Annotated in this window: 21 protein-coding genes; 12 read left to right on the forward strand and 9 right to left on the reverse strand. The window is 64.9% G+C overall.

The features are described 5' to 3' along the window. Position 1: 1 nt before the first annotated feature. From I6F21_RS06985 to I6F21_RS06995, 3 genes are read right to left on the reverse strand one after another with little or no spacing between them, the layout of a single operon-like run. Positions 2-595, reverse strand: coding sequence for a GNAT family N-acetyltransferase (locus I6F21_RS06985; RefSeq protein WP_225127366.1), 594 nt, complete (start codon positions 593-595; stop codon positions 2-4). After that, positions 592-1,674: an alpha/beta fold hydrolase gene (locus I6F21_RS06990; RefSeq protein ID WP_225139578.1), complete on the reverse strand. Its 1,083-nt coding sequence runs from the start codon at positions 1,672-1,674 to the stop codon at positions 592-594. Before I6F21_RS06990 ends, I6F21_RS06985 begins: the two co-directional genes overlap by 4 nt. Then, positions 1,671-2,051, reverse strand: coding sequence for a hypothetical protein (locus I6F21_RS06995; RefSeq protein ID WP_036004795.1), 381 nt, complete (start codon positions 2,049-2,051; stop codon positions 1,671-1,673). The genes I6F21_RS06990 and I6F21_RS06995 overlap by 4 nt, the downstream gene beginning before the upstream one ends. Before the next feature lie 162 nt (positions 2,052-2,213). On the opposite strand from I6F21_RS06995, the gene I6F21_RS07000 reads away from it, so the two are divergent. Both I6F21_RS07000 and I6F21_RS07005 read left to right on the forward strand, forming a co-directional pair. After that, entirely contained in the window at positions 2,214-3,128 is a 915-nt protein-coding gene (locus I6F21_RS07000) for an alpha/beta hydrolase (protein WP_225139579.1), read from the forward strand. Positions 3,129-3,250: 122 nt separating this feature from the next. After that, complete coding sequence (locus I6F21_RS07005) at positions 3,251-3,712, forward strand: ester cyclase (RefSeq protein ID WP_225127369.1); 462 nt, start codon at positions 3,251-3,253, stop codon at positions 3,710-3,712. Positions 3,713-3,725: 13 nt separating this feature from the next. Here I6F21_RS07005 and I6F21_RS07010 read toward each other — a convergent pair whose 3' ends face one another. The 6 genes from I6F21_RS07010 to I6F21_RS07035 all read right to left on the reverse strand — a co-directional run bounded on the left by I6F21_RS07010 (position 3,726) and on the right by I6F21_RS07035 (position 11,595). After that, positions 3,726-4,400 carry a spermidine synthase gene (locus I6F21_RS07010; RefSeq protein WP_109144507.1) on the reverse strand — a complete coding sequence of 225 codons (675 nt, stop codon included), beginning with the start codon at positions 4,398-4,400 and terminating at the stop codon, positions 3,726-3,728. Between the two features lie 139 nt (positions 4,401-4,539). Further along, entirely contained in the window at positions 4,540-7,776 is a 3,237-nt protein-coding gene (locus tag I6F21_RS07015) for a cytochrome P450 (RefSeq protein WP_225139580.1), read from the reverse strand. A gap of 159 nt (positions 7,777-7,935) precedes the next feature. Then, on the reverse strand, positions 7,936-8,931 hold the full coding sequence (locus tag I6F21_RS07020) for an alpha/beta hydrolase (protein ID WP_225139581.1): 996 nt from the start codon (positions 8,929-8,931) through the stop codon (positions 7,936-7,938). A 10-nt stretch (positions 8,932-8,941) separates the two neighbouring features. Beyond that, complete coding sequence (locus I6F21_RS07025; RefSeq protein WP_036025769.1) at positions 8,942-10,492, reverse strand: wax ester/triacylglycerol synthase family O-acyltransferase; 1,551 nt, start codon at positions 10,490-10,492, stop codon at positions 8,942-8,944. 45 nt (positions 10,493-10,537) lie between these two features. Further along, a complete protein-coding gene (locus I6F21_RS07030; RefSeq protein WP_225139582.1) occupies positions 10,538-11,338 on the reverse strand; it encodes an alpha/beta hydrolase in 801 nt (266 codons plus the stop codon). Next, positions 11,338-11,595, reverse strand: coding sequence for a DUF6489 family protein (locus I6F21_RS07035; protein ID WP_036004778.1), 258 nt, complete (start codon positions 11,593-11,595; stop codon positions 11,338-11,340). The genes I6F21_RS07030 and I6F21_RS07035 overlap by 1 nt, the downstream gene beginning before the upstream one ends. A 328-nt stretch (positions 11,596-11,923) precedes the next feature. On the opposite strand from I6F21_RS07035, the gene I6F21_RS07040 reads away from it, so the two are divergent. From I6F21_RS07040 to I6F21_RS07085, 10 genes are all read left to right on the forward strand, one after another. Next, positions 11,924-13,519, forward strand: coding sequence for an ABC transporter substrate-binding protein (locus I6F21_RS07040; protein WP_225139583.1), 1,596 nt, complete (start codon positions 11,924-11,926; stop codon positions 13,517-13,519). A gap of 104 nt (positions 13,520-13,623) precedes the next feature. Next, positions 13,624-14,604: an ABC transporter permease gene (locus I6F21_RS07045; protein WP_036004888.1), complete on the forward strand. Its 981-nt coding sequence runs from the start codon at positions 13,624-13,626 to the stop codon at positions 14,602-14,604. Positions 14,605-14,614: 10 nt separating this feature from the next. Next, positions 14,615-15,586 (forward strand): ABC transporter permease, encoded by a 972-nt coding sequence (locus I6F21_RS07050; protein ID WP_225139584.1) that lies wholly within the window; start codon positions 14,615-14,617, stop codon positions 15,584-15,586. A gap of 13 nt (positions 15,587-15,599) precedes the next feature. Next, the gene (locus tag I6F21_RS07055) at positions 15,600-16,586 is read left to right on the forward strand and encodes an ABC transporter ATP-binding protein (RefSeq protein WP_225129402.1); all 987 of its coding nucleotides are present in this window, start codon (positions 15,600-15,602) and stop codon (positions 16,584-16,586) included. Next, complete coding sequence (locus tag I6F21_RS07060) at positions 16,583-17,572, forward strand: oligopeptide/dipeptide ABC transporter ATP-binding protein (protein WP_036025780.1); 990 nt, start codon at positions 16,583-16,585, stop codon at positions 17,570-17,572. The genes I6F21_RS07055 and I6F21_RS07060 overlap by 4 nt, the downstream gene beginning before the upstream one ends. A gap of 87 nt (positions 17,573-17,659) precedes the next feature. Then, on the forward strand, positions 17,660-19,465 hold the full coding sequence (locus I6F21_RS07065) for a gamma-glutamyltransferase family protein (RefSeq protein WP_225139585.1): 1,806 nt from the start codon (positions 17,660-17,662) through the stop codon (positions 19,463-19,465). A 9-nt stretch (positions 19,466-19,474) separates the two neighbouring features. Continuing rightward, positions 19,475-20,185, forward strand: a complete 711-nt coding sequence (locus tag I6F21_RS07070) for a DUF1028 domain-containing protein (RefSeq protein WP_036004762.1) — start codon at positions 19,475-19,477, stop codon at positions 20,183-20,185. Then, positions 20,182-21,171 (forward strand): ABC transporter ATP-binding protein, encoded by a 990-nt coding sequence (locus I6F21_RS07075; RefSeq protein WP_225139586.1) that lies wholly within the window; start codon positions 20,182-20,184, stop codon positions 21,169-21,171. The genes I6F21_RS07070 and I6F21_RS07075 overlap by 4 nt, the downstream gene beginning before the upstream one ends. Next, positions 21,171-22,277, forward strand: coding sequence for a dipeptide ABC transporter ATP-binding protein (locus tag I6F21_RS07080; protein WP_225139587.1), 1,107 nt, complete (start codon positions 21,171-21,173; stop codon positions 22,275-22,277). The genes I6F21_RS07075 and I6F21_RS07080 overlap by 1 nt, the downstream gene beginning before the upstream one ends. Before the next feature lie 22 nt (positions 22,278-22,299). Then, complete coding sequence (locus I6F21_RS07085) at positions 22,300-23,808, forward strand: ABC transporter substrate-binding protein (RefSeq protein ID WP_225139588.1); 1,509 nt, start codon at positions 22,300-22,302, stop codon at positions 23,806-23,808. Positions 23,809-23,815: the final 7 nt, after the last annotated feature.

Consider the following 23,815-nt stretch of genomic DNA (forward strand, 5'->3'; position numbering starts at 1 on the left):
TTTAGTGCTGCACGGCGCCAGGCAGGCCGTAGGCCTCCATCTGAGCCTGGACCTGCGCGATGTTGTGGCCGAGCACGACGATGTCGTGGGTCTTGCCGTCGACGTCCCGGACATGGTCCCGCAGCAGGGCCTCGGCCTTGAAGCCGAGGCTCTCGAACAGGGCGATCGCCGCCTGCTGATCCACCGTCATCTGGACCGAGAGCTTTTCCAGGCCCGCTCCGAGCGCCAGCGCAAAAGTCTCCTGCGACAGCGCCTTGCCCACGCCCTTGCCGCGGACCTCAGGCGAAACCACCATCCGGATCTCACCGACATGAGGCGACCAGGAATGGGGATCGCGCACCAGCGTGCCGCAACCAACGACCCTGCCCTCTCTCACCGCGAGCAGGCTCTGAATAGCTCCGCGCTCGATTTCCTTGACCCAGGCCGACAGCACCTTCGGCTCGCTGATGTTGCGTGGCAGGAACAACAGGTCATGGGTCGGCAGGCCCTTGCCAAAAGCCAGCACCGCGGCCTCGTCCGCGGGCGACATCAGGCGGATCTCGATAGTGCCGGCGTCGGTCTTGACATGGCGCGGATAGGAACGCTGCTCGCTCATATCGATCTCTTTCCCAGCCAGGAATCCAGTTTCGGCCACAGCCGCTTCACCGCGTTGGCGCCGGCAACGAGCGAAACGTGACCGCCCTTCAGGATCACCTCTTCCTTGTCGGTCGAGCCGACCTTGGCGATCAGGTGCTTGGCCGCCTCATAGGGCACGATATGATCGTGCTCGGCGACGGCATGCAGGATCGGCACCGTGATGTTCTCGAGCTTGGCCGCACGGCCGCCGACCGACATGGTGCCGTCGAACAGCTTGTTGTCCCACATCAGGTCCTTGGTGATGGTGCGGAAATATTCGCCGGCGAGCGGCAGCGTGTCGGTCGCCCAGCGATCGAACATGCGGTACGACTTCACGAACTCGTCGTTCCAGATGTTCTCCCAGAGCTGGATCTGGCTCACCGTACGCGAGGCCGGCCGCAGCATCTCGAACGAGGACAGGATCATCTCCGGCGGCACGTTGCCGACGCTGTCGACGAGGTGGTCGACGTCGAAATAGCGGCGATCGGAGAAGTTCGAGAACAGCTTCATCTCCCGGAAGTCGATCGGCGTGGTGAAGCAGATCAGGTTCTTCATCGGCCCGTCCTTGTGGATCGAGCCGTAGAGCAGCGACAGCACGCCGCCAAAGCAATAGCCGATGACCGAAACGTCCTGCTCGCCGGAATCGGCTTGCACGCGGCGGACGCAGTCCGGAATGAAGTCGAGGACATAGTCCTCCATGCGCAAGCTCTTCTCCTCCGGCCTCGGCGCGCTCCAGTCCAGCATGTAGACGTCGTAGCCGCGTTTCAGCAGGAACTCGATGAAGCTCTGGCCGGGCACGAGGTCGAGGATGTAGCCGCGATTGGTGGTTGCCATTACGATCAGCACCGGCACGCGGTAGATCTCGTCCGACATCGGCCGGTAGTGATAGAGGCTCATGGTGCCGCGCGAGTGCAGCACGTCCTTTGGCGTCGAGCCGAGCGAGGGGCCCGAGGTCGAGAAATATTCGACGCCCTTGATGCTGCGCTGAATCGCGCGCTGCACCTCGGACTGGATGCGCTCCGGGATCGAGGCAAGATCAAGTCCCGCCGGCGCGTTCATTTTTGGTCTCCGCCTTCGGACGGCGGACGCTTGGTTCGCGGTGGCCGCGGCGCGGCGCCGGGTTGCGGCGCGCCCGACGTGGCCGACATCTGGCTCAGCATCGACTTGATCTCGCCGAGCTGGCCTTCGATCGACTGGAGCCGTTCCGCGATGCCGGTCATCTGCTCGCGGCTCGGCAGGTTCATCGAGATCAGGTACCTCTCCATGAGATCGCCGAATTGCTTCTGAGCACCTGCAGCAACGCCGCCGGCGCGGTTCATGGCCTGCGAGAATTCGGGCGTCTCCATCGCCTTAGTCGCGAAGGAGTTGAAACCCTTCTCCATTTCGCCAACCATCTTCTGCCACAAGGCGACCGGATCAGTGATCTTGTCGGTCATCAGCGTCCTCCCAATGCGGAGGGCTTTGCACCCTTCTTGTCCCGCCATACCACACCGTTGCGTGGTGCCGGTCAACCGGCAAGCAACTGACGCAACGTCGGAGACGCGGCTTCTTCGTGGAATGAAACCGTGCGATACAGCATCGGTCAGCAGGAGGAACCCGTGACCGCCCATCAACCGCCCCAGACCGTCCGCGCCAACGGCATCGACATCTGCTACGAGATCTTCGGCAACGAAAATGCCGAGCCGCTACTGCTGATCATGGGCCTCGGCGCGCAGATGATCCATTGGGACGATGCGTTCTGCGAGCAGCTCGCCGCACGCGGCTTCCGCGTGATCCGCTTTGACAACCGAGACATCGGCAAGTCGAGCCATCTCACCGGCGGCAAGCGGCTGACGCCGTTCGAGCTGCTGAAGCTGCGCTTCTTGCGGATCCCCGTAGCCGCCACCTACAAGCTGATCGACATGGCCAAGGACACGGTCGGGCTGATGGATGCGCTCGGCATCAAGTCGGCGCATCTCGTCGGGGCGTCCATGGGCGGCATGATCGCGCAGGAGGTGACGCTGTCGTTTCCGCACAGCGTGCGCTCGCTGACCTCGATCATGTCGACGACGGGCAATCCGCGCGTACCGCCGCCGACCCGCGAGGCCGCCGCGGTGCTGATGGCGCCGCCGCCGCGCAGCAAGGAGGAGTTCATCGTCCGCTACGGCCAGACCTGGAAGGTGCTGCGCGCCGGGCATTTCCCGGAAGAGGAAGCGCTCGACCTTGGGCGCGCCGAGCGCGTGTTTGCACGCGGGCTCAATCCGGCCGGCGTCGGCCGCCAGCTCCGCGCCGTGCTTGCCTCGGGCAGCCGCAAGGAGCGGCTGCACACCGTGAAGGTTCCGACGCTCGTGATTCACGGCACCGTCGATCCGTTGGTCCGCCCCGAAGGCGGCAAGGACACGGCCGCGTCGATCCCGAACGCAAAGCTGCTGATGATCGAGGGCATGGGCCACGCGCTGCCCATGCGCTTCTGGCCGGAAATCATCGACGCGATCGACAAGCACGCGCATGGCGCGGCGGCGCAGGCGGCCTAGGCCGGCCGGTCTCCTCCAAGTGACCATGTGAGCAGCCGGTGCCTGTCTTAACGCGGGTTCCGATGAAGGCTATACAGACCGTCTCAGACGCCAGACAGAGGCTGCGGCCTCTCGGAGCTCACATGCACTTCATCATTCGATCGGCGGCAATGGCCGCTTCCATTCTCATGTTGTCTCTCGCCGGCGGCGCCGCGATGGCGGCCAGCGCGCAGGAAGAAGCCAACCGCCAAACTGTGCTGGCCTTCTATGAGAAGGGCCTCAATCAGAAGGACGCCGACGCCGCCCTCGCCTATGTCGGCAACCGTTACGTCCAGCACAATCCAACCGCTCCCGACGGGCCGGAGGGCTTCCGGAAGTTCATCGGCTTCCTGCGCGAGAAGTTTCCGAACTCGCGCAGCGAGATCAAGCGCAGCTTCGCGGAGGGCGACTTCGTCATCCTGCACGTCCACTCCGTTCGCGAGCCCGGCACCAGGGGCCGCGCGATCGTCGACATCTTCAAGCTGGAGAACGGCAAGATCGTCGAGCATTGGGACGTCATTCAGGAGATTCCTGAAAACCCGGCGAACGGCAACACGATGTTCTAGCCTCGAGGCGCGCCTAGCCTTTCCGCGCGATCCAGATCACGTGGCGCGCGCCGCCGCCTCTGCCGGTGGCGCGAACGTTGACTTCGTTGACGTCGAAGCCGGCGCGCTTGAGGCGCCCTGTGAACGGCGGATTGGGTCCCGACGACCAGACGGCCAGCACGCCTCCCGCCCGCAGCGCCGTCTTCGCAACCTGCAGCCCGCTCGCATCGTAGAGCGCGTCATTGCCCTTCCGGGTCAGCCCTTCGGGCCCGTTGTCCACGTCGAGCAGGATGGCATCGAAGGCCGAACGCTTCGCCCGGATGATTTCACCGACATCGATCTCGCGAATGCTCACCCTGGCATCATCGAGGCTGTCGCCGAAGACCTCGGCCATCGGGCCTCGCGCCCAGGCGACAACCGACGGGACCAACTCGGAGACCACGATCTTCGCCTGGGCTCCGAGCACGGCCAGCGCCGCGCGTAGCGTAAAACCCATGCCGAGACCGCCGATGAGAACGACGGGCTTTGCGACTTTCTCGATCTGCTTCGCGGCAAGGGTTGCCAGCGCCGCTTCCGACCCCGACAGGCGGCTGTTCATCAGCTCGTTGGTGCCGAGCTTGATGGAGAACTCCTTGCCCCGCCGCATCAGGCGGAGCTCCTCGTCGGAACCGGGGATCTTGGCGGTGTCGATCTTTTCCCAGGGAATCATGGGAATGCTTTAGCACGAACAGGATTGTAGGGTGGGTTAGCCGAAGGCGAAACCCACCGCTCGGACAGAATTGGTGGGTTACGCCTAGCGGTTTGCGCTTCGCGCAATCCGCGGGGCTAACCCACCGTACGATCTGCGGCTACGCTCCCGCCCAGACGTCCAGCACATAGCGGTTGTTCGCGCCCATCTCCTCGATCCAGCGCGCGCCTGCCGCGGCATCACTGCCGCTCTTGTCGCGGTGGATCGCGACGAGCGCCGCCTTCACGTCGGGCTCCATCTTGCCGCCATCGCCGCACACATAGATGATCGCGCCCCGCTCGATCAGCGGCCAGACCTTGTCCTTCTGCGCCGCGATCACCTGCTGCACATAGGTCTTCGGCCCGTCCGCGCGCGAGAATGCCGTGAACAGCTCGGTGATGCCGCTCGCCGCCAGCGCCTTCAGCTCCTCCGCGTAAAGAAAATCCTGGTCGGGATGGCGGCAGCCGAAGAACAACATGGCCGGGCCGAGCGCGGCCCCTTTCGCCTTGCGCGCGGCGCGCTCCTGGAGGAAGCCGCGGAACGGCGCAAGTCCCGTGCCCGGACCGATCATGATAACAGGCACGGAAGGATCGTCCGGCAGGCAGAAGCCCGCCTTGGTCTCGCGCACGGTGGCATAGATCGTATCGCCCTCCCGCCGATTGGCGAGATAGTTCGAGCAGATGCCCTTGTAGGTGCCGCGGCCCGAGGCAGCCGGACCTTCGACCACGCCGACCGTGACGCTGCAACGCGCCGGGTCGACCGACGGCGAAGACGAAATCGAGTAATAGCGCGGCGCCAGCAGCGAGAGCATTTCGAGATAGACGTGGAACGGCAGTTCGCAAGCCGGATATTCGAGCAGCAGGTCGAACACCGATTTGCGCTTGGCGAGGATCTCACTGCGATAGCGCTCGAGCGGCTCCGCCTCCTCGCCGACGAAGGCCAATAGCTTCGGCTTGGTGACGGGACAGCGGGTGTGCTCGGCCATGATCTGGATCTGCTTGCGGGTCGCGACCTGCTGCAGCTCGACGAACTCGCTGAGCAGGCGGCCAACCGACACGGCCGCGCCGACCGGCAATTGCGCGCGCCGGCCTTCGGCCACCTGAAGCCTGATCTGATCGGCCGGCAAAAAGCCGAAGCGGCGGGCAACCGAATCAACCAGCGTAGGATCGTTGCGCGGAACGACGCTGAGGTGATCGCCGACGCGGTAGCTGAGGTTGGCCGGTAGCTGCACCTCGATGTGGCGCGTCGAGCGCTCGGAAGCATTCGCGCCGGACTTGTTCTGGAGCTCGTCATTGACCAGCACCTTCATCGCCACTGCGCCGCCCTGGGCGACGATGGTGTTGACGGCGGTCACCGCGACCGGCTCGATTGCATAGAGCGGATCCTCCTCGGCGGTGCGGGTGAAATTCCAGTCGATGCCGAACTCCTTGGTCGCGACTTGCGCGGCGGCGGGGAACCATTTCTGGAACTGGCCGTCGAGATCGCTGCGCGCATCGCCCTCGCCGCGCGGATAGACCGCGCGCGCACCATGCTTCGACAATTGCTCGTCGATGAAGCGCGGCACCGATTGATAGGTCGCGGCCCAGTCGCTGTTGCCGCAGCCGAACACGGCGTAGCGCACACCGGCGAAGGCATCCTTCGGCAGATCCTCGCCGAGCCATTTGACGAACTGCGTCGCATTGTCCGGCGGCGCGCCGTTATAGGAGGCGCAGATGATCAGCACGCCGCCCTCCTGCGGCAGCTTGCCGACATAGTCGTCGAGCGGGCCGAGATGCACGGCAAAACCGTTGATCTCGGCAAGATCGGCCATGCGCGTTGCGAGCTCCTCGGCGGTGCCGAGATTGGAGCCGTAGAGCACCAGCATCGGCGTGTTGTGGCCGGGCCGCGTGGTGGGCTGACGCTGCGCCTTCGGTGCCGAGGACGCAGCCGCAACGGGCCCGCCATAAGCGCCGCGCTCGCGATCGGCGCGCGGCCGCACCTTGATCTTGAAGCCTTCCGGCTTGATGGTCAGCGTCTCCTTCAGGTGCATCTGGTAGCGCTGGTGGTCGATCAGCTTGAAGCGCTGCAGGATCATGCCGAGTGCGAGCGCTGCTTCATGCATGGCGAAGCCGCGGCCGATGCAGGCGCGCTGGCCGTTGCCGAACGGCTTCCAAGCATTGATCGGCCGTCTTGCCTCCGCCTCGCGGCTGAAATTCTCGGGGTCGAAGGCGTCGGGGTTGGGACCCCACACGCTGGGATCACGATGCAGCGCCGTCACCAGGATGGTGACGAACGTTCCCTTCCTGAACTTGTACTGCCCGCCGCCGATGGTCTCGTCGTTCAGCGGCGAGATGCCGTAGGCCGGCGCCGGCGGCCACAGCCGCAGCGACTCCTTCAGGATCTGCGTGATGTAGGTGAGCTGCGTCACCTGCTGATAGGTCGGCTTGGCGTTGACGTCGGGGCCGAAGACGCGGTCGACCTCGTCATAGGCCTTCTTGAGAATCTCCGGGTGCTTGAGCAGCGCATAGAGCGTGTAGGACAACAGGCCGCTGGTGGTCTCGTGCCCTGCGATCAGGAAGGTGTTGATCTGGTAGCGGATATTGACGTCGTCGAGCTGCTCGCCGGTGGAACGGTCGACGCCGGTCATCATCGCGGCCAGCATGTCCTTCTTGTCGTCGATGCCTTCCGCGCTCTTGCGGCGTTCGGCGATGATCTCGTCGACCATCTTGTTCATGAAAGCGACGTCTTGGGCCAGCGTCTTCCGCCGCTTCTGCATCCAGAGCTGCTCGAACGGCAGGCCGCGCGTCATCATGATGGTTTCGAGCGATCGTACCAGTGACTCGACGAAAGGATGGTAGTCGCGCCGGTAGAACGAGTTGAAGCGGTACTCGAAGCCGCACAGGCCGATCGTATCCAGCGTCAGCGCGGTCATGTCGTGGACGACGTCGATCTCGTCGTCGGCGTTGAGCCGCTCCCATTTCTGGACGAGCTGCTCGGCGATGTCGACCATGCTCGGGTGATAGGACTGCATGGCGCGGTTGCCGAAAGGCTGCAGCAGGATGTTGTGCGCCTTGCTCCAGTTCGGCTCACGGGTGTCGGCGGTGAAGAGGCCGTCGCCGCCGACCGCACGCACGCGCCGCAGCGCGCCGCGCACCGTCTTGTCGAACCGCTTCTCGTCGGAGAGCTCGTCGACGAGATCGTGGCCGGAGACGACGACGATCGGCGAGCCCATCATGTCAAGCCAGAAGATCGGACCGAGCTCCTTGGCAAGCCGCGTCAGGTGCTGCACGGGAGCGGCCGCGTCCAGCGACAGCATATTGCCGACCACTGGCTTGGTCGGCGGCTGCGGAATCGGGTCCAGACGGTTCTTGGATGACATCGAAATGTAGTCCCCCTGCCTCAATGTCGTCGTTGCGAGCGAAGCGAAGCAATCCAGAAATGTATCCGTGGAGGCAGTCTGGATTGCTTCGTCGCCAGCGCAAATTGCTTGGCAATTTGCCGCGGGCTCCTCGCAATGACGCGTTCCCAATGACGACCGCTAGCCAAACCGCCTTCTCCGCCACTCGATCAGCTTGGCGCTGACCTCCTCCGGCTTCTCCTGTTGCGTCCAATGGCCGCTGTCCTTCACCAGATACTTCTCGAGATCATCGATCAGTTTCTCCATGCCGTCGGCCGCCGAGGGCGGCAGCACGGCATCATTCTCCGCCATGATCATCAACGAGGGCACGTGGATGTGGTGGTCCAGCCCCTCGGCGCGCTCCCAGTTGCGGGTGAAGTTGCGGTACCAGTTGATGCCGCCGGTGAAGCCGGTCTTCGTGAAGGTGTCGACGAACACCTTCTTCTCATCAGCCGACAGGATCGGCGTGCGCGGATCGACCTTGGCGTCGTACGCCGCAATCATCTGCGGGAAAGCCAGGTTGGTCTTCGACGAGGCGCCGACACCCGCGATCGGCGGCTCGTCCGGTTTCGCTGCCGGCTTTGCCAGCGGCTTGCGCATGAAGGCGTCGAAGGTCTGCTCGACGCGGCTGCCGAAGATCCTGTCCGGCTCGCGCGCGGGATCCTGGAACTGGACGATGTACATCTGGTCGCCGTAACGCTGGCGGAACAGCGCGATCGGGTCGATCGGCATGCGGTCCCAATGCGGGGTGTTGACGCCGACGACTCCGGCGACGCGCGTGGGATGCCGCAGCGGCATCTGCCAGACGACGAAGCCGCCCCAGTCGTGGCCGACGAAGATCGCCTTGTCGATCCCGAGATGATCGAGCAGACCGACGAGATCGCCGGTCAGGTGCTCCATGTCATAGGCTTCGACCGGCTCGGGCCGGTCGGTCGCGCCGTAGCCACGCTGGTCGGGCGCGACTACGCGGATGCCGGCCTCGCTTAGTGCCTTGATCTGGTGACGCCAGGAGAATGCGAGCTCCGGCCAGCCGTGGCACAGCACGACCGGCGGTTTGTCATCGGACGGGCCCGCCTCGTAATAGCCCATGCGGATTCCGTTCGTCGTCGCGAACTTGAGCGGCGGCATTTCAATCATTGCAAAGTCCTTACTCGGCGGCGCCCTTGATATCAGCGGCCGGCGGCGTGTACGCCGCCTCCAGCGCGGCGAATTCCTCAGGCAGCATGTCGCACATCACCTGCACATGCGGAATGATGTTGGCACCGACGATAAAGCCGAAATCGAGCTGGTCGCGATAGCTCTGCACGGTGATGTTGAGTGCCTGCCCGTGGGTCGAGATAGACACCGGGAAGATGTGCAAGAGCTCGGCACCGGCGGCATAGAGCGTCTGCCGTGGCCCGGGCACGTTGGACACGGTGATGTTGGCCGCGGGCGGCAGCACGTCGGAGAGGTTCGAGCGGCTATAGAGCAGCGCCAGAATCTGCACCATGATCGGCGCGCCCAGCATCGAGATGTTGGAGACCTGCGGCATCAAAGCCCGCAAAGGATGCGACATCTCCTTGGACTTGGTTGATTGCGCGATGATCGCTTCCAGCCGCGCCTTGGGATCCTCGATGTTGGTGGCGATCGAGCAGATCATGCCGAACACCTGGTTGTTGGCCTCGGTGTTGCCCTCCTCCCGCAGCGAGATCGGCACCGCTGCGGTCAGGGATTTCGCCGGCAGCGTGCCGTATCGCAGGAGATAGCGGCGGACGACGCCGGAGGCGAGCGCCAGCACCACGTCGTTGAGCTTGCCGCCGGCCTGCTTGGCCAGCGCCTTCGCCCGCGACAGCGGGATCGATACGCCGGCAAAGCTCCGCTCCGAGGAGATCGTCTTGTTGAGCATGGTCGGCGGCGACACCATGCTGGCAAGGCTCTCGCGCGACTTCGGATCGGCGATCTTGCCGAGCACGTCGGAGACGCTCTTGAGCACGGTCGGGATGTTGCCGGCGAAGCGCACCGCGCTCTCGATCTGGTACATAGCGTTGTCGAACAGGATCGAGCCGATATCGCTCTTGCCGGTGCGGGGCAGCTGCAGGTTCTTCGCCGCTTGCGAAGCCTCCAGCGGCTGGCTGAACAGCTGCTGATAGGAGTCAAGCAGGTTGGCGGCGATGTCGCGCGGCTCCTGCCCGGGCTTGCTGCCCGCGGTCGGCGGATCGACCTTCCGCGGGATCGGCGAGATGTCGTAGATCATGTTGGTCAGCGCCGCACCGGCGCCGCCATCGATCGCGGCATGGTGCATCTTGGAATAGAGCCCGACCTCGTTGTCCTTCATGCCCTCGAACACGTAGAACTCCCAGAGCGGACGGGCGCGGTTGAGCAGCTTGGCATGCATCCAGCCGACGATGCGCTCGAGCGTGGCGCGGTCGCGCGGCTGCGGCAGGCTTGCCCGGAAGATGTGGCGGTCGATGTCGAACTGGTCGTCCTCGACCCAGGAGGGATGATCGATGTCGAGCGGCGCCTTCTCCAGCCGCGCCTTGAGAATCGGCGCGATGTGCAGGCGCGAGACGATCATCGCCTTGAACTCTTCGAAGAAATCGCCCTTGTAGTCGTCAGGCAGGCGGAAGATCGCCATGCTGCCGACATGCATCGGCATCTCCGGTGTTTCCAGATAGAGAAACGACGCGTCAAGCGACGACAGCTTCTTACCGTCAGCCATGGTTCCCTCCCGAGTATTCGACGGGCGCCTTGGCGGCGCTTCTCGTCAGGCCGATACTGCCCGGTCCGGCGGGGCATATGCAATGGCAAACGGCCCCGCCCGGTCAAATGGCCGGAAGTCTCCCTCCGGTTGCGCCAGGCGATCCGCCACGGCCCACAGCACCGCCGGGTTCACGCCAAGCCCAATATGGCTCGCCAGGTGCACCTCGATGTTCTCGGCACGGTCGGAGGGGCGCAGCACACAGGTCCGCCAGTTCACGACGCCGTCGGCGCGCGAATAGATCGACGTTGCCGGCACCGGCAGATCGCCGGCAATCGCCTCGCGCGCTTCCGCATAGTCCTCCACCTTCTCGCCGGATAGCGTCTCATAGAGCCGCGTCGCGTGGGTCGCCCGCACATCGTTGGCAAAAGGGCTGCCGAGCGTGACGACGTAGCGGACCTTGTCCGGCGCCCAAAGCGCGAGATCGCGGGCATAGACGCCGCCGAGACTCCACCCGACCAGGCTGACCTTGCGTCCCGTGGCGGCATGGATTTCGGCCAAGCGCATGCGCAGCGAATCCCGCATGCGCCCGAGCCCGCCGAGATTGCGGCCCATCCGCCAGGCATGCGCCGCATAACCGAGCTCGCTGAGGTAGCGCCGTATCGGCACCATCGAGAGGTCGCTGGCGAGAAAGCCCGGCAGCGCCAGCACCGGATGGCCATCGCCCCGCGGCGCCCGGATCAGGAGCGGCGACAGCAAGAGGCTCGCATTCAACTCGAATAGCCCACGGGCCTCGGCGAGCAGCAGGCCGAGACCCGGCGGACGAAGCCGGCCTTCTTGCAGCGCCCCGTCCGGCCCGGGCGACACTATTTTTTCTTGTCGCCGCTGCGCGTGCCGCCGAGGCCTGCCATCGCGACGAACATGTCCTGAAACCGCTCGGCGATCTTGGGATCGAAGGTGAACCAGCTCTGGATCAGCGATTCCGGCGAGACCTTCTCGATGTTGCTGAGAACCTGCTGCTGCAGCTTGTCCATCACGGCCGTCTGCATCGGCCCCACATCGGGCAGACCGAAGAACTGGCGGGCCTCAAGGGGGGTGCAGTCGATTTCGATGTTAACCTTCATGTCCCCTCCAGATGAGATTCGAGCGGCCCGTCGGAGTATCACCGCGAGAAGGTCTGCAAGGCAAGCGACCTGAGGGGAAGCCGCTGGGATCGGCTTCCCCAATCGGCTCGTATGGTCAATCAATCAAATTGGCTGGCCCGCGACCCGCGCAGAAGCTCGCCGGCCGGCCGCGGGGGACGCCGGGCAGCATTGCTGCACAGCGGTGCAACTTGGCGCGTTCCTTGCTGGAATGACGCTTGCACGGGTCGAGAACTCTGGGCAACATGGATCGGTCAGCCCCGCCGAACAATCAAAAATCACCGGCGCGGCAGTGTGGAGAGGGTCAAGAATGTCAATCGGTCAAAGTCTGTTTGCGGCGACGCTCGCAGGTACGCTTGCGTTGGCGGTCTCGCCAGCGACCAGCCAGACGCTACGTTATGCCAACCAGGGTGACCTGAAGTCGCTCGACCCCTATACCCTGAACGAGAGCACCACCCACGCCCATCTCGGCCACGTCTATCAGGGCCTCACCGCGCGCGACAAGGACCTCAAGATCATTCCGGCACTGGCGGAAAGCTGGGAAACCCCGGAGCCGACCCGCTGGCGCTTCCATTTGCGCAAGGGCGTGAAATTCCACAACGGCAACCCATTCACCGCCGACGACGTGGTGTTCTCGGCCGATCGCGTCCGCAAGAAGGGGTCGAACATGCAGACCCGCCTTGCGCCCGACGTCAAGGTAGTGAAGGTCGACGACTACACGGTCGACTTCGTCCTGCCCTCGCCCAATCCCATCCTGCACAACGCGTGGGATGTCTGGTACATCATGAACAAGAAATGGGCCGAGGAGAACAACGTCGTCGATCCGACGCCGGTGGCGGCGACCACGCCGAGCTATGCCTCACTGAACGAGAACGGCACCGGTCCCTTCATCATCGAAAGCCATCAGCCCGGCGTGAAGACGGTGTTCAAGGCCAATCCCAATTACTGGGGCAAGGTCGAAGGCAATCTCAAGGAGATCATCTTCACCCCGATCGCTTCCGACGCCACCCGCGTCGCCGCCCTGCTCTCGGGCGAAGTCGACGTCATCGAGCCGGTTCCGATCCAGGACATCTCCCGCGTCGATTCCAGCCCGAACGCCCAGGTGCTGAAGGGACCGGAGCTGCGCACCATCTTCCTCGGCTTTGACCAGATGCGTGACGAGCTGCTCTACTCCAACATCAAGGGCAAGAACCCGTTCAAGGACGTCCGCGTCCGCGAGGCCTTCTACAAGGCGATCGACATCGAGCTGATCAAGACGCGCGTGATGCGCGGGCTGTCGACGCCGTCGGCGCTGATGATCGCACCGGAACTGTTCGTGCTGTCCAAGGAGTTCACGCGGCCGAAATTCGATCCTGACGGCGCCAAGAAGCTCCTGACCGAAGCCGGTTACCCCGACGGCTTCGAGGTCACCATGGACTGCCCGAACGATCGCTACGTCAACGACGCCGCGATCTGCCAGGCCGTGGTCGGCATGCTCGCCCGCATCGGCGTCAAGATCAATCTCCTGGCGCAACCGAAGGCGCAGTACTTCGCCAAGGTGCTGAAGCAGGGCGGCTACCAGACCTCGTTCTACCTTTTGGGCTGGACTCCAAGCACGATGGATTCCCACAACGTGCTCTACGACATCATGGGCTGCCGCGACGATGCGAAATCCTCGCGCGGCGAGGCCAATCTCGGCGGCTATTGCAACAAGGAGTTCGACGCCATCACCGACAAGGTGCTGGTCGAAGCCGACACCACCAAGCGCAACCAGTTGATCAAGCAGGCCTACGAAATCGGCATGAAGGACTGGTCCTACATCCCGCTGCACCAGCAGGCGCTGGCCTGGGGCGTTTCGAAGAAGGTGAACCTGCCGCAGCGCGCCGACAATCTCGTCATGTTCCACTGGGCAACCAAGAAGGAATAGGATCGGTTGAACACGAGGTCCCGGCGGCATCCGCCTTCCGGGACCTTTTCTTTTCCGGCCGCCAAGGACGTCGGCCGTACGCTCACCCAAGGACAGTGGAAGGCATGCTCGCTTTCACGCTTCGCCGCGCCGTTCAGGCCATCGGCGTCATGTTCGCCGTCGGCATCATCGCGTTCTCGATGTTCCGCTTCGCCGGCGACCCCGTCAACCAGATCGTCTCGATCGACACCTCGGCCGCCGAACGCGCGATCGTGCGCAAGTCGCTCGGCCTCGACGACCCCGTGCCGGTGCAGTTCGTGCGCTATTTCGCCGATGCGGCGCAGTTCAAGTTCGGCGTCTCCTACCAGTTCCGCCAGCCGGTCGCGACGCTGTTGATGGAGCGCATGCCCGCGACGCTGGAACTTGCGATCTGTGCGACCGTGTTTGCCATGGTCTTCGGCATCCTCATGGGCGTCTATTCGGCGCTCAAGCGCGATACCGTGCTGGCCAAATTATTCCAGGCGATCTCGCTGATCGGCATCTCGCTGCCGACCTTCCTGATCGGCATTCTCCTGATCTACCTGTTCGCCGTGACATTGGGCTGGTTGCCCTCGTTCGGCCGCGGCGAGGTGGTCAAGCTCGGCTGGTGGACGACCGGCCTGCTCACGGTGTCGGGACTGAAGGCACTGATCATGCCTTCGATCACGCTCGGCCTGTTCCAGATGACCCTGATCATGCGGCTGGTGCGCGCGGAGATGCTGGAAGTGTTGCGGACCGACTATATCCGCTTCGCCCGCGCCAGGGGGCTGACCACGCGCGCCATCCATTTCGGCCACGCGCTGAAGAACACGCTGATTCCGGTGATTACCGTAGCCGGGCTTCAGTTTGGCTCGGTTATTGCATTTTCGATCATCACCGAAACGGTGTTCCAATGGCCGGGCATGGGGCTTCTGTTCGTCCAGGCCGTGCAAAACGTCGACATTCCGATCATGGCCGCCTACCTGCTGATGGTTTCACTAATCTTCGTCACCATCAATCTGGTGGTCGACATTCTCTACACGGTGGTCGATCCGCGCTTGCGCTCGACCGTCGGTCGCGCCGCATAGGACAACCTGCATGTCCGACGCAGTCGTTTCCAATTCCGACAAGCAAAGCGCGCAGCCGGTGCAGGTCGCCCATGGCTGGTTCAGCCGCACGCTCGACAGCGACTTGTTCTATTCGTTCCGCCGCTCCAAGCTCACCATGGTGGCTGCGGCCATCACGGTCCTGTTCTTCCTGCTTGCGATCTTTGCATCCGTGCTCGCGGTGCAGAACCCGTTCGATCCGGCACAGCTGCAATTGATGAATTCGCGGATTTCACCGCTGTGGACTGCGGACGGCCAGAGCCCGTTCCTGCTTGGCACCGACGAGCAGGGCCGCGACGTGTTCTCCGCGATTCTCTATGGCATGCGCATCTCGCTCGCCGTGGGTGTCGCCGGCGTGATCTTCGCCGGCGCGCTCGGCATCGCCCTCGGCCTGATCGCCGGCTATTTCGGCGGCGCAGTGGACGGCGTGATCATGCGGATCGCCGACGTGCAGCTGACATTCCCTGCAATCCTGATCGCGCTGCTGGTCAACGGCATCGCGAAATCAATCCTCGGCAACCGGCTGGACGCCACCAGCATGCTGGTGGTGCTGGTGATCTCGATCGGCCTGAGCTTCTGGGTTGGCTATGCCCGGACGGTGCGCAGCTCCGTGATGGTCGAGAAGAACAAGGACTACGTCGCCGCCGCACAGCTGATCGGCCTGCCGGCGCCGAAGATCATGCTGCGGCACGTGCTGCCGAACACGATGGGCCCGATTCTGGTCATCGCCACCATCAACCTTGCGCTCGCCATCATCACCGAGGCGACGCTGTCCTTCCTCGGCGTCGGCCTGCCCGACACCATGCCCTCGCTCGGCACGCTGATCCGCATCGGCAACAATTATCTGTTCGCCGGCGAATGGTGGATCGTCGCCTTCCCGGGGCTCGCGCTCGCGGCGCTGATCCTGTCGATCAATCTGCTCGGCGACTGGCTGCGCGACGCGCTCAATCCGAAGCTTCGATGAATACGCCTCGTCCATGACCGAACCCGTCCTTTCCGTGCGCGATCTTCACGTGGAGTTTGCCTCCCGCCGCGGCACGCTGCGCGCCATCGACGGCGTCTCCTTCGACATCGCCAAAGGCGAGGTGCTCGGCGTCGTCGGCGAGTCCGGAGCCGGCAAGTCCGTCACCGGCCTCGCGGTGATCGGCCTGATCGATCCGCCCGGCCGCATTGCCGGCGGCGAGATTCGTCTCGCGGGCCTGCGCATCGACAATCTGCCGCCGGAGGAGATGCGCCGTATCAGGGGCAAGCGCATCGGCATGATCTTCCAGGATCCGCTGACATCGCTCAATCCGCTGTACAAGGTCGGCGACCAGATCGTGGAGACGATCCGCACCCACCTCAATCTGTCCGAGTCGGCCGCCCGCCGCCGCGCCATCGACCTCCTCGCCGAAGTCGGCATACCCGCGCCCGAAAAGCGCATCGACGGCTATCCCCACGAGTTTTCCGGTGGCATGCGCCAGCGCGTCGTGATCGCGCTCGCGATCTGTGCCGAGCCCGAGCTGATCATCGCGGACGAGCCGACCACCGCGCTCGACGTCTCCGTGCAGGCGCAGATCATCTCGTTGATCAAGCGCCTCGGCCGCGACCACGGCACCGCGGTGATGCTGGTGACGCACGACATGGGCGTGATCGCGGAAACCTCCGACCGCGTCGCGGTGATGTATGCCGGCCGCGTCGCCGAGATCGGCCCGGTGCAGGACGTCGTGAAGAATCCGCTGCATCCTTATGCCAAGGGCCTGATGGGCGCGATCCCGACGCTTGCGGGCGAGGACAAGCGCCTGGTGCAGATCCCGGGCTCGATGCCGCGCCTGTCGGCGATCCCGCGCGGCTGCTCGTTCAATCCGCGCTGCGCCTTCGCCTTCGATCGTTGCCGTGTCGATCGGCCGGAGCCGCTGCCGCGCGGCGCGCAATCGGTGGCCTGCCACCTCTATGACGACGTGCCGGCGGAGAGCGTGGCATGAGTGCTCCCTTCGTCCAGGCCACAAACCTGCGCCGCGTCTTCGACGTCTCGAAACCCTGGCTCAACCGCGTGCTTGAAGGCGGACATCTCGAATATCTCAAGGCAGTCGATCACGTTACCTTCGACATCAGGAAGGGCGAGACGTTTGCCCTGGTCGGCGAGTCCGGCTCCGGCAAGACCACGGTGGCACGCATGGTCGTCGGCCTGCTGCCGCCAAGCGCCGGCGACGTGCTGATCGACGGCGTCTCCATGACCGACCCGCGGCAGGCGCCAGCGCGGCGGAAGCTGCGCCGGCGCATCCAGATGATCTTCCAGGATCCCTATGCGAGCCTGAACCCGCGCTTCCGGGTCGATGCCATCATCTCCGAGCCGATCCGTGCCTTCGACCTGATCCAGGGCGAGCGCGACATCCAGGCTCGCGTCGGCGAGCTGCTCAGCCTCGTCGGCCTGCATCCGGACGACCGGCTGAAATATCCGCACGAATTCTCCGGCGGCCAACGCCAACGCATCGCGATCGCGCGCGCGCTCGCGTCCGACGCCGAATTCATCGTCTGCGACGAGCCGACCTCGGCGCTCGACGTCTCCGTGCAGGCGCAGATCCTGAACCTGATGCGCGACCTCCAGGACAAGTTCGGCCTGACCTACATGTTCATCAGCCACAACCTCGCCGTGGTGCGCCACATGGCGAGCCGCGTCGGCGTGATGTATCTCGGCCGCATCGTCGAGATCGCGGACGGACGCGAGCTGTTCGCAAATCCGCGCATGCCCTACACCAAGATGCTGCTGGGCGCCGTGCCTGATCTTGCCATGAGCGGCCGCCAGCGCATTCCGGTCAAGGGCGAGATCCCCAACCCGATCAATCCGCCCTCCGGCTGCGCCTTCAATCCGCGCTGTCCGCTGGCGTTCGATCTCTGCCGCAAGGAGACCCCGGAACTGATCGACGGCGTCGCCTGCCATGCGGTCAACACCGCGCCGGTCCCGGCGTGACGCGCGCGTGCCATGCAGCCTGCGCATTTGGAAGCGGCGTGGCCCTGTGATCAATTGCGCGCGCCGGAAATAAGGTGGTGAAGTCCCATGGGCAGTAATATCAATCCCGATCCGTTCACGACGAGGCCCGAGATCGAGGGCACGTTCGGGGTCGTCGCCTCGACGCACTGGATTGCGACTGCCGTGGGCATGGCCATCCTGGAAAAGGGCGGCAATGCCTTCGATGCCGGCGTTGCCACCGCCTTCACGCTCCAGGTGGTCGAGCCGCATCTGAACGGTCCCGGCGGCGACGTGCCCATCATCGTGCATGACGTCAAGCGCGGCCGCACCGAGGTAATCTGCGGCCAGGGCCCGGCGCCGGCGCGGGCCACCATCGCGCATTACAGAAGCGAAGGCCTCGACATGGTGCCGGGCACGGGTCTGCTCGCCGCCTGCGTTCCCGGCACCTTCGAATCCTGGATGATGCTGCTGCGCGACTACGGAACGATGCGCGTGCGCGACGTGCTGGAGCCGGCGATCTCCTACGCCCGCGACGGCTATCCGCTGGTCGAGCGCGCCTGCGCCACGATCCAGACCGTCGAGCAGCTGTTCCGCAAGCACTGGCCGACGTCCGCCGCGGTCTACCTCCCGAACAGTGAAGTGCCGAAGCCAGGCACGCTGTTCACCAACAAGACACTGGCTGCGACCTACGCCCGGATCCTGAGCGAGGCGGAAAGCGGCGTCGGTGGCCGCGATGCGGAGATCGAGCGCGCGCGCAAAGCCTGGTCGCAAGGCTTCGTCGCGGAAGCCGTCGACAAGTTCTGCCGAACCCAGGAGGTGATGGACGTCAGCGGCTCGCCACATCGCGGCGTGCTCTCCGCCGACGACATGGCGCGCTGGCAGCCGACAGTCGAGGCGCCGCTCACCTACGACTATGGCCGCTACACCGTCTGCAAGGCCGGCGTCTGGAGCCAGGGTCCGGTCACCTTGCAGCAGCTCGCGCTACTGAAGGGCTTTGCGCTCGACGGCCTCGACCCGACAGGGCCGGAGTTCATCCATCTCCAGATCGAATGCGCCAAGCTCGCCTTTGCTGATCGCGAAAAATTCTACGGCGATCCCAAGTTCAACGAGATCCCGATCGAAACGCTGCTGTCGGATACCTATAACGACGAGCGCCGCAAGCTCGTCACCGACAAGGCTTCGCTCGATTTCATCCCTGGTTCTGTCGAGGGCTTCGGCGGTGTCGTCAAGCTGCGCCGCGCGGAGGGCCAGCGCGAGGCGGTCGGCGCGCTCGGCGCCGGCGAGCCGACCGTGGGCCGCTTCGGCGAGGTGCGCGGCGACACCGTGCATTTCGACATCATCGACAGCGACGGCAACATGGTGTCGTCGACGCCGTCGGGCGGCTGGCTGCAATCCTCGCCGATCATTCCCGAGCTCGGCTTTTGCCTCGGCAGCCGCGCTCAGATGTTCTGGCTGGAGGAAGGTCATCCCGCCGCGCTCGCGCCGGGCAAGCGGCCGCGCACCACCCTCTCTCCGACCATGGCGCTGCGCGATGGCGAGCCCTACCTCGCCTGGGGCTCGCCCGGCGGCGATCAGCAGGACCAGTGGATCACGCAGTTCTTCCTGCGCCACGTCCATTGTAACCTCAATCTCCAGGAAGCCATCGACGCGCCGGCCTGGCATTCCGAGCATTTCCCGATCTCGTTCTGGCCGCGCACCGCACGTCCCGGCGTGCTCGTGGTCGAGAACCGCGTGCCGAAGGCGACGATCGAGAACCTGCGCGAGCGCGGGCATATAGTCGAGGTCGGCCCCGACTGGTCCGAAGGCCGCCTCACCGCGGCCTCACGCGTAGGTCGCCGCCGCCGTGCCGCCGCCAATCCGCGCGGCATGCAGGGCTATGCGGCGGGACGCTGAAGGCAGCACATGACCTGGTCGATCATCGCGCGCGATCCTGCCACCGGCCAGTTCGGTATCGCGGTTGCGACCCGCTTTTTCGCCGTCGGCGCGCGCGTGCCCTACATCGCCGCTGGCCTCGGCGCCATCGCGACGCAGGCCTTCGTCAATCCCTATTACGGCATCGACGGCGTCAAGCTCTTGCGCGAGGGCCTCAACGCCCACGACGTGCTCGCCACGCTGCTGGCGACCGATGACGGCCGCGAGAGCCGGCAGGTCCATTTGATGGATGCCAGCGGCGCCATCGCCGCGCATACCGGGCGCGACTGCGTCGATTGGTGCGGCCATATTGCCGGCAGCGGCTTCTCGATCGCCGGCAACATGCTCGCGGGGGCCGACGTGCTCGACGAGACAGCGAGGACCTATATCGCGAGCGACAGCCTGCCCTTCCCACGCCGTCTGCTCGCGGCGATGCGCGCCGGCGAAGCCGCCGGCGGCGACAAGCGCGGCAAGCAATCGGCCGCGCTCGTGATCCACGGCGAGGAGGAATGGCCAGCGCTGGACATTCGCGCCGACGACCATCCCGATCCGCTCGGTGAGCTCGAACGCCTCGAGCGCGTCAGCCACGAACTCTGGGTGCACTTCCGCGCCTCCATGCCGACGCGGCAGAACCCGGCCGGCAACACCGATCGCAGCGTCATCGACGCCAGCATCGAAGCGGCGCGCGCGAGACGATCATGAGCGCCAGCCCCCTCATCGAGATCAAGGATCTGCGTATCCGCTTTCATGGCGACGACGGCCGTATCACCCACGCGGTCGACAGCGTCGATCTCAGCGTCGCCAATGGCGCGACGCTCGGTCTCGTCGGGGAATCCGGCTGCGGCAAGAGCGTGACGTCGCTGGCAATCATGGGCCTGCTGTCGAAGCAGAGCGCGGAAATAAGTGGCGCGATCCGCTTCGACGGTTTCGACCTGCTGACCACGCCGGACCAGACGTTGCGCGATCTGCGCGGCAACCGGCTGGCGATGATCTTCCAGGAGCCGATGACCTCGCTCAATCCGAGCTTCACGATCGGCGACCAGATCATCGAGACAATCCTGCGTCACCGCGGCGGCTCGCGGAGGAACGCGCGCGAGCGCGCGATCGAGCTGTTGCGCCGCGTCCATATCCCTTCGCCCGAGCGTCGCATCGACGACTACCCGCACAAGCTCTCCGGCGGCATGCGCCAGCGCGTCATGATCGCGATGGCACTCGCCTGCGACCCGCGGCTGCTGATCGCGGACGAGCCGACCACCGCACTCGACGTCACCCTGCAGGCCCAGATCCTGGAGCTGATGCGCGAGCTGAAAGCCGCGAGCGGCGCCGCGATCATCCTGATCACCCACGATCTCGGCGTCGTCGCCGAGGTCTGCGACGAGGTCGCGGTGATGTATGCCGGCGAGATCGTCGAGCGGGCGCCGGTCGATGAATTGTTCTCCGCGCCGCAGCATCCCTACACCGTCGGCCTGCTCGGCTCGATCCCGCGGCTCGACCACCGCGCCGAGCAGCTTGCGACAATCGAAGGCATGGTGCCGAACATGGCGCGGCCGCCCGGCGGTTGCCGCTTCGCCGCGCGTTGCCCCTTCGTGCTCGACGCCTGCACCAGGGCGCCGCCGCCGCTGGTCGAAGTCAGCGGCGGCCACCTCTCGCGCTGCATCCGCGCGCCGCTCGAACTTCTGGTGTCGTGATGGCGCTGCTCGAGGTTGAAGGCCTGGTCAAGCATTTTGTCGCCCAGCGGTCGCTGCTCGGCCGCGCGCTGGCGCACGTCAAGGCGGTCGATGGCGTGTCCTTCTCGCTGGAGGCCGGCAAGACGCTGGCCTTGGTCGGCGAATCCGGTTGCGGCAAGTCCACCGTCAGCCGCCTGGTGCTGCGGCTGATCGAGCCGGACGCTGGTATGATCCGCTTCGACGGCCGCAACCTGCTCGCGCTCGACGCCGGGACCTTGCGCGCCTTCCGCCGCGAGGCGCAAATCATCTTCCAGGATCCCTACGCCTCGCTCAATCCGCGCATGACGGTCGGCCAGATTCTGACCGAGCCGCTGGCGTTGCACGATCTGGTGCCGCCGGTGCGGCGGGCCGAGCGCGTTGCCGAACTGCTGCGGCTGGTCGGGCTGGAGCCGCGCCTCGCCCGCCGCTATCCGCATGAATTCTCCGGCGGCCAGCGCCAACGCATCGCGATCGCCCGCGCGCTCGCGGTCGAGCCGAAGCTCATCATCTGCGATGAGCCGGTCTCGGCGCTCGACGTCTCGATCCGCTCGCAGATCCTCAATCTGCTACGCGAGCTCCAGGACCGGCTTGGCCTCGCCTACATCTTCGTCTCGCACGACCTTGCCGTGGTCAAGCACATCGCCGACCACGTCGCGGTGATGAATCTCGGCCAGATCGTCGAGACGGCCGAAGCTAACGCGCTGTTCGCCGCGCCGCGCCATCCCTACAGCCGCGCATTGCTGTCCGCGATCCCGCTGCCGCAGCCGAAGGCGAAACGGACGACGGTGCTGCTGGAGGGCGAAATCCCGAGCGCCCTCAATCCGCCCGCCGGCTGCCGCTTTCACACCCGCTGCCCGTTCGTGATCGAGCGCTGCCGCAATGAGGCGCCTGCGCTTCTAGCTGACCGCACCGGCCATGCCACCGCCTGTCACCGCACCGCGGAGCTGCCGTCTGCCGACGCCATTCTACCCACCGCCGGCGGGTTTTCGCCGGCGCTTGCAAAGCTGGTCGCGGCCTTCAGCCAAAAGACGGAAGGCAGCAGCCCCGACGGGGTTGGTATACAGTGCGCCGCGTCCGCAACGAAATAGCCGAAGCAATGGGGATTGACCGATGAAGATGTTTCGCCTGGCCGCAACAGCCGCCGCTGTGCTGGTGTCGATCGGGGCCGCGCAGGCCCAGACCACGTTGCGCATCGGCCTCGCCGAAGACCCCGATATCCTCGACCCTACGATGGCGCGCACCTATGTCGGCCGCATCGTGTTCTCCTCCTTCTGCGACAAGCTGTTCGACATCGACGAGAAGCTCAACATCGTGCCGCAGCTGGCGCTCTCGAGCGAAACCGCCGACGACGGCAAGGCGCTGGTCATCAAGCTGCGGCCCGGCGTGAAATTCCACGACGGTGAGCCGTTCGATGCCGAGGCCGCAAAATTCTCGCTGGAACGGCATCTGACGTTCCCCGGCTCGTTCCGCAAGCCGGAGCTCGCCTCGGTCGATCGCGTCGAAATCGTCGATCCCCTCACGATCAAGCTGGTGTTGAAGTCGCCGTTCTCGCCCCTGCTCGCTCAGCTCACCGACCGCGCCGGAATGATGATGTCGCCGAAGGCCGCCAAGGAGGCCGGCGACAAGTTCGGCCTTCGCCCGGTCTGCGCCGGCCCCTACAAGTTCGTCGAGCGCGTGCAGCAGGACCGCATCGTGTTCGAGAAATTCGCCGACTACTGGAACAAGGACAACATCTTCATCGACAAGATCGTGTTTCAGCCGATCGTCGATGCGACCGTGCGGCTCGCAAACCTGAAATCCGGCGGCCTCGATCTGATCGAGCGCGTACTCGCCACCGACCTCAAGGAGGTGCGCGCCGACTCCCGGCTGAAGGTCGCGACCGCCATCGAGCTCGGCTATCAGGGCATCACGCTCAACATCGGCAAGGACAAGGCCAAGGGCCCGCTCAGCCAATCCGCCAAGGTGCGGCAGGCACTCGACTGGTCGATCGACCGCGAGGCGATCAACCAAGTGGTGTTCAACGGCGAATTCAAGCCGGGCAACCAATGGGTCAATCCCGATCACCCCTATTATCAGGGCGCATTTCCGGTCCACGGCCGCGACATCGCCAAAGCCAAGGCCCTCCTGAAGGAAGCCGGCGTCACTGGGCCAGTCAGCGTTGACTTCCTGGTACCAAAGGGTGCCGAGACCGAAGCGGTGGCTCAAGTGGTGCAATCCATGGCGAGCGAGGCGGGCTTCGATATGAAGATCCGCGTCACCGAGTTTGCGACGTCGCTGAAGCAGGCCGAGTCCGGCGAATACCAGGCCTTCATGCTGGCATGGAGCGGACGCATCGATCCCGATGGCAATTCCTACGTGTTCCTGCGCAAGGATGCGCCGCAGAACTACAGTGCCTGGACCAACGCCGACGCGGACAAGGCGCTCGACGATGCCCGCCGTACGTCGGACATGGCTCAGCGCAAGGCCGCCTACGAGAGACTTGCGAAGCTGGAGCTGGAAGATCACGCCATCCTCTACCTCTATCACCGCCGCATCATCATCGCGCACACGACCAAGCTCGAAGGCTATAGGCAAATGCCGGACGGCCTCGTCCGCGTTGTCGGCCTCAAGCTGAAGTGACGCTGCG

Origin of the sequence: Bradyrhizobium sp. NBAIM03 (assembly GCF_020194055.1) — a bacterium.
GTDB classification, from domain to species: Bacteria; Pseudomonadota; Alphaproteobacteria; order Rhizobiales; family Xanthobacteraceae; genus Bradyrhizobium; species Bradyrhizobium yuanmingense.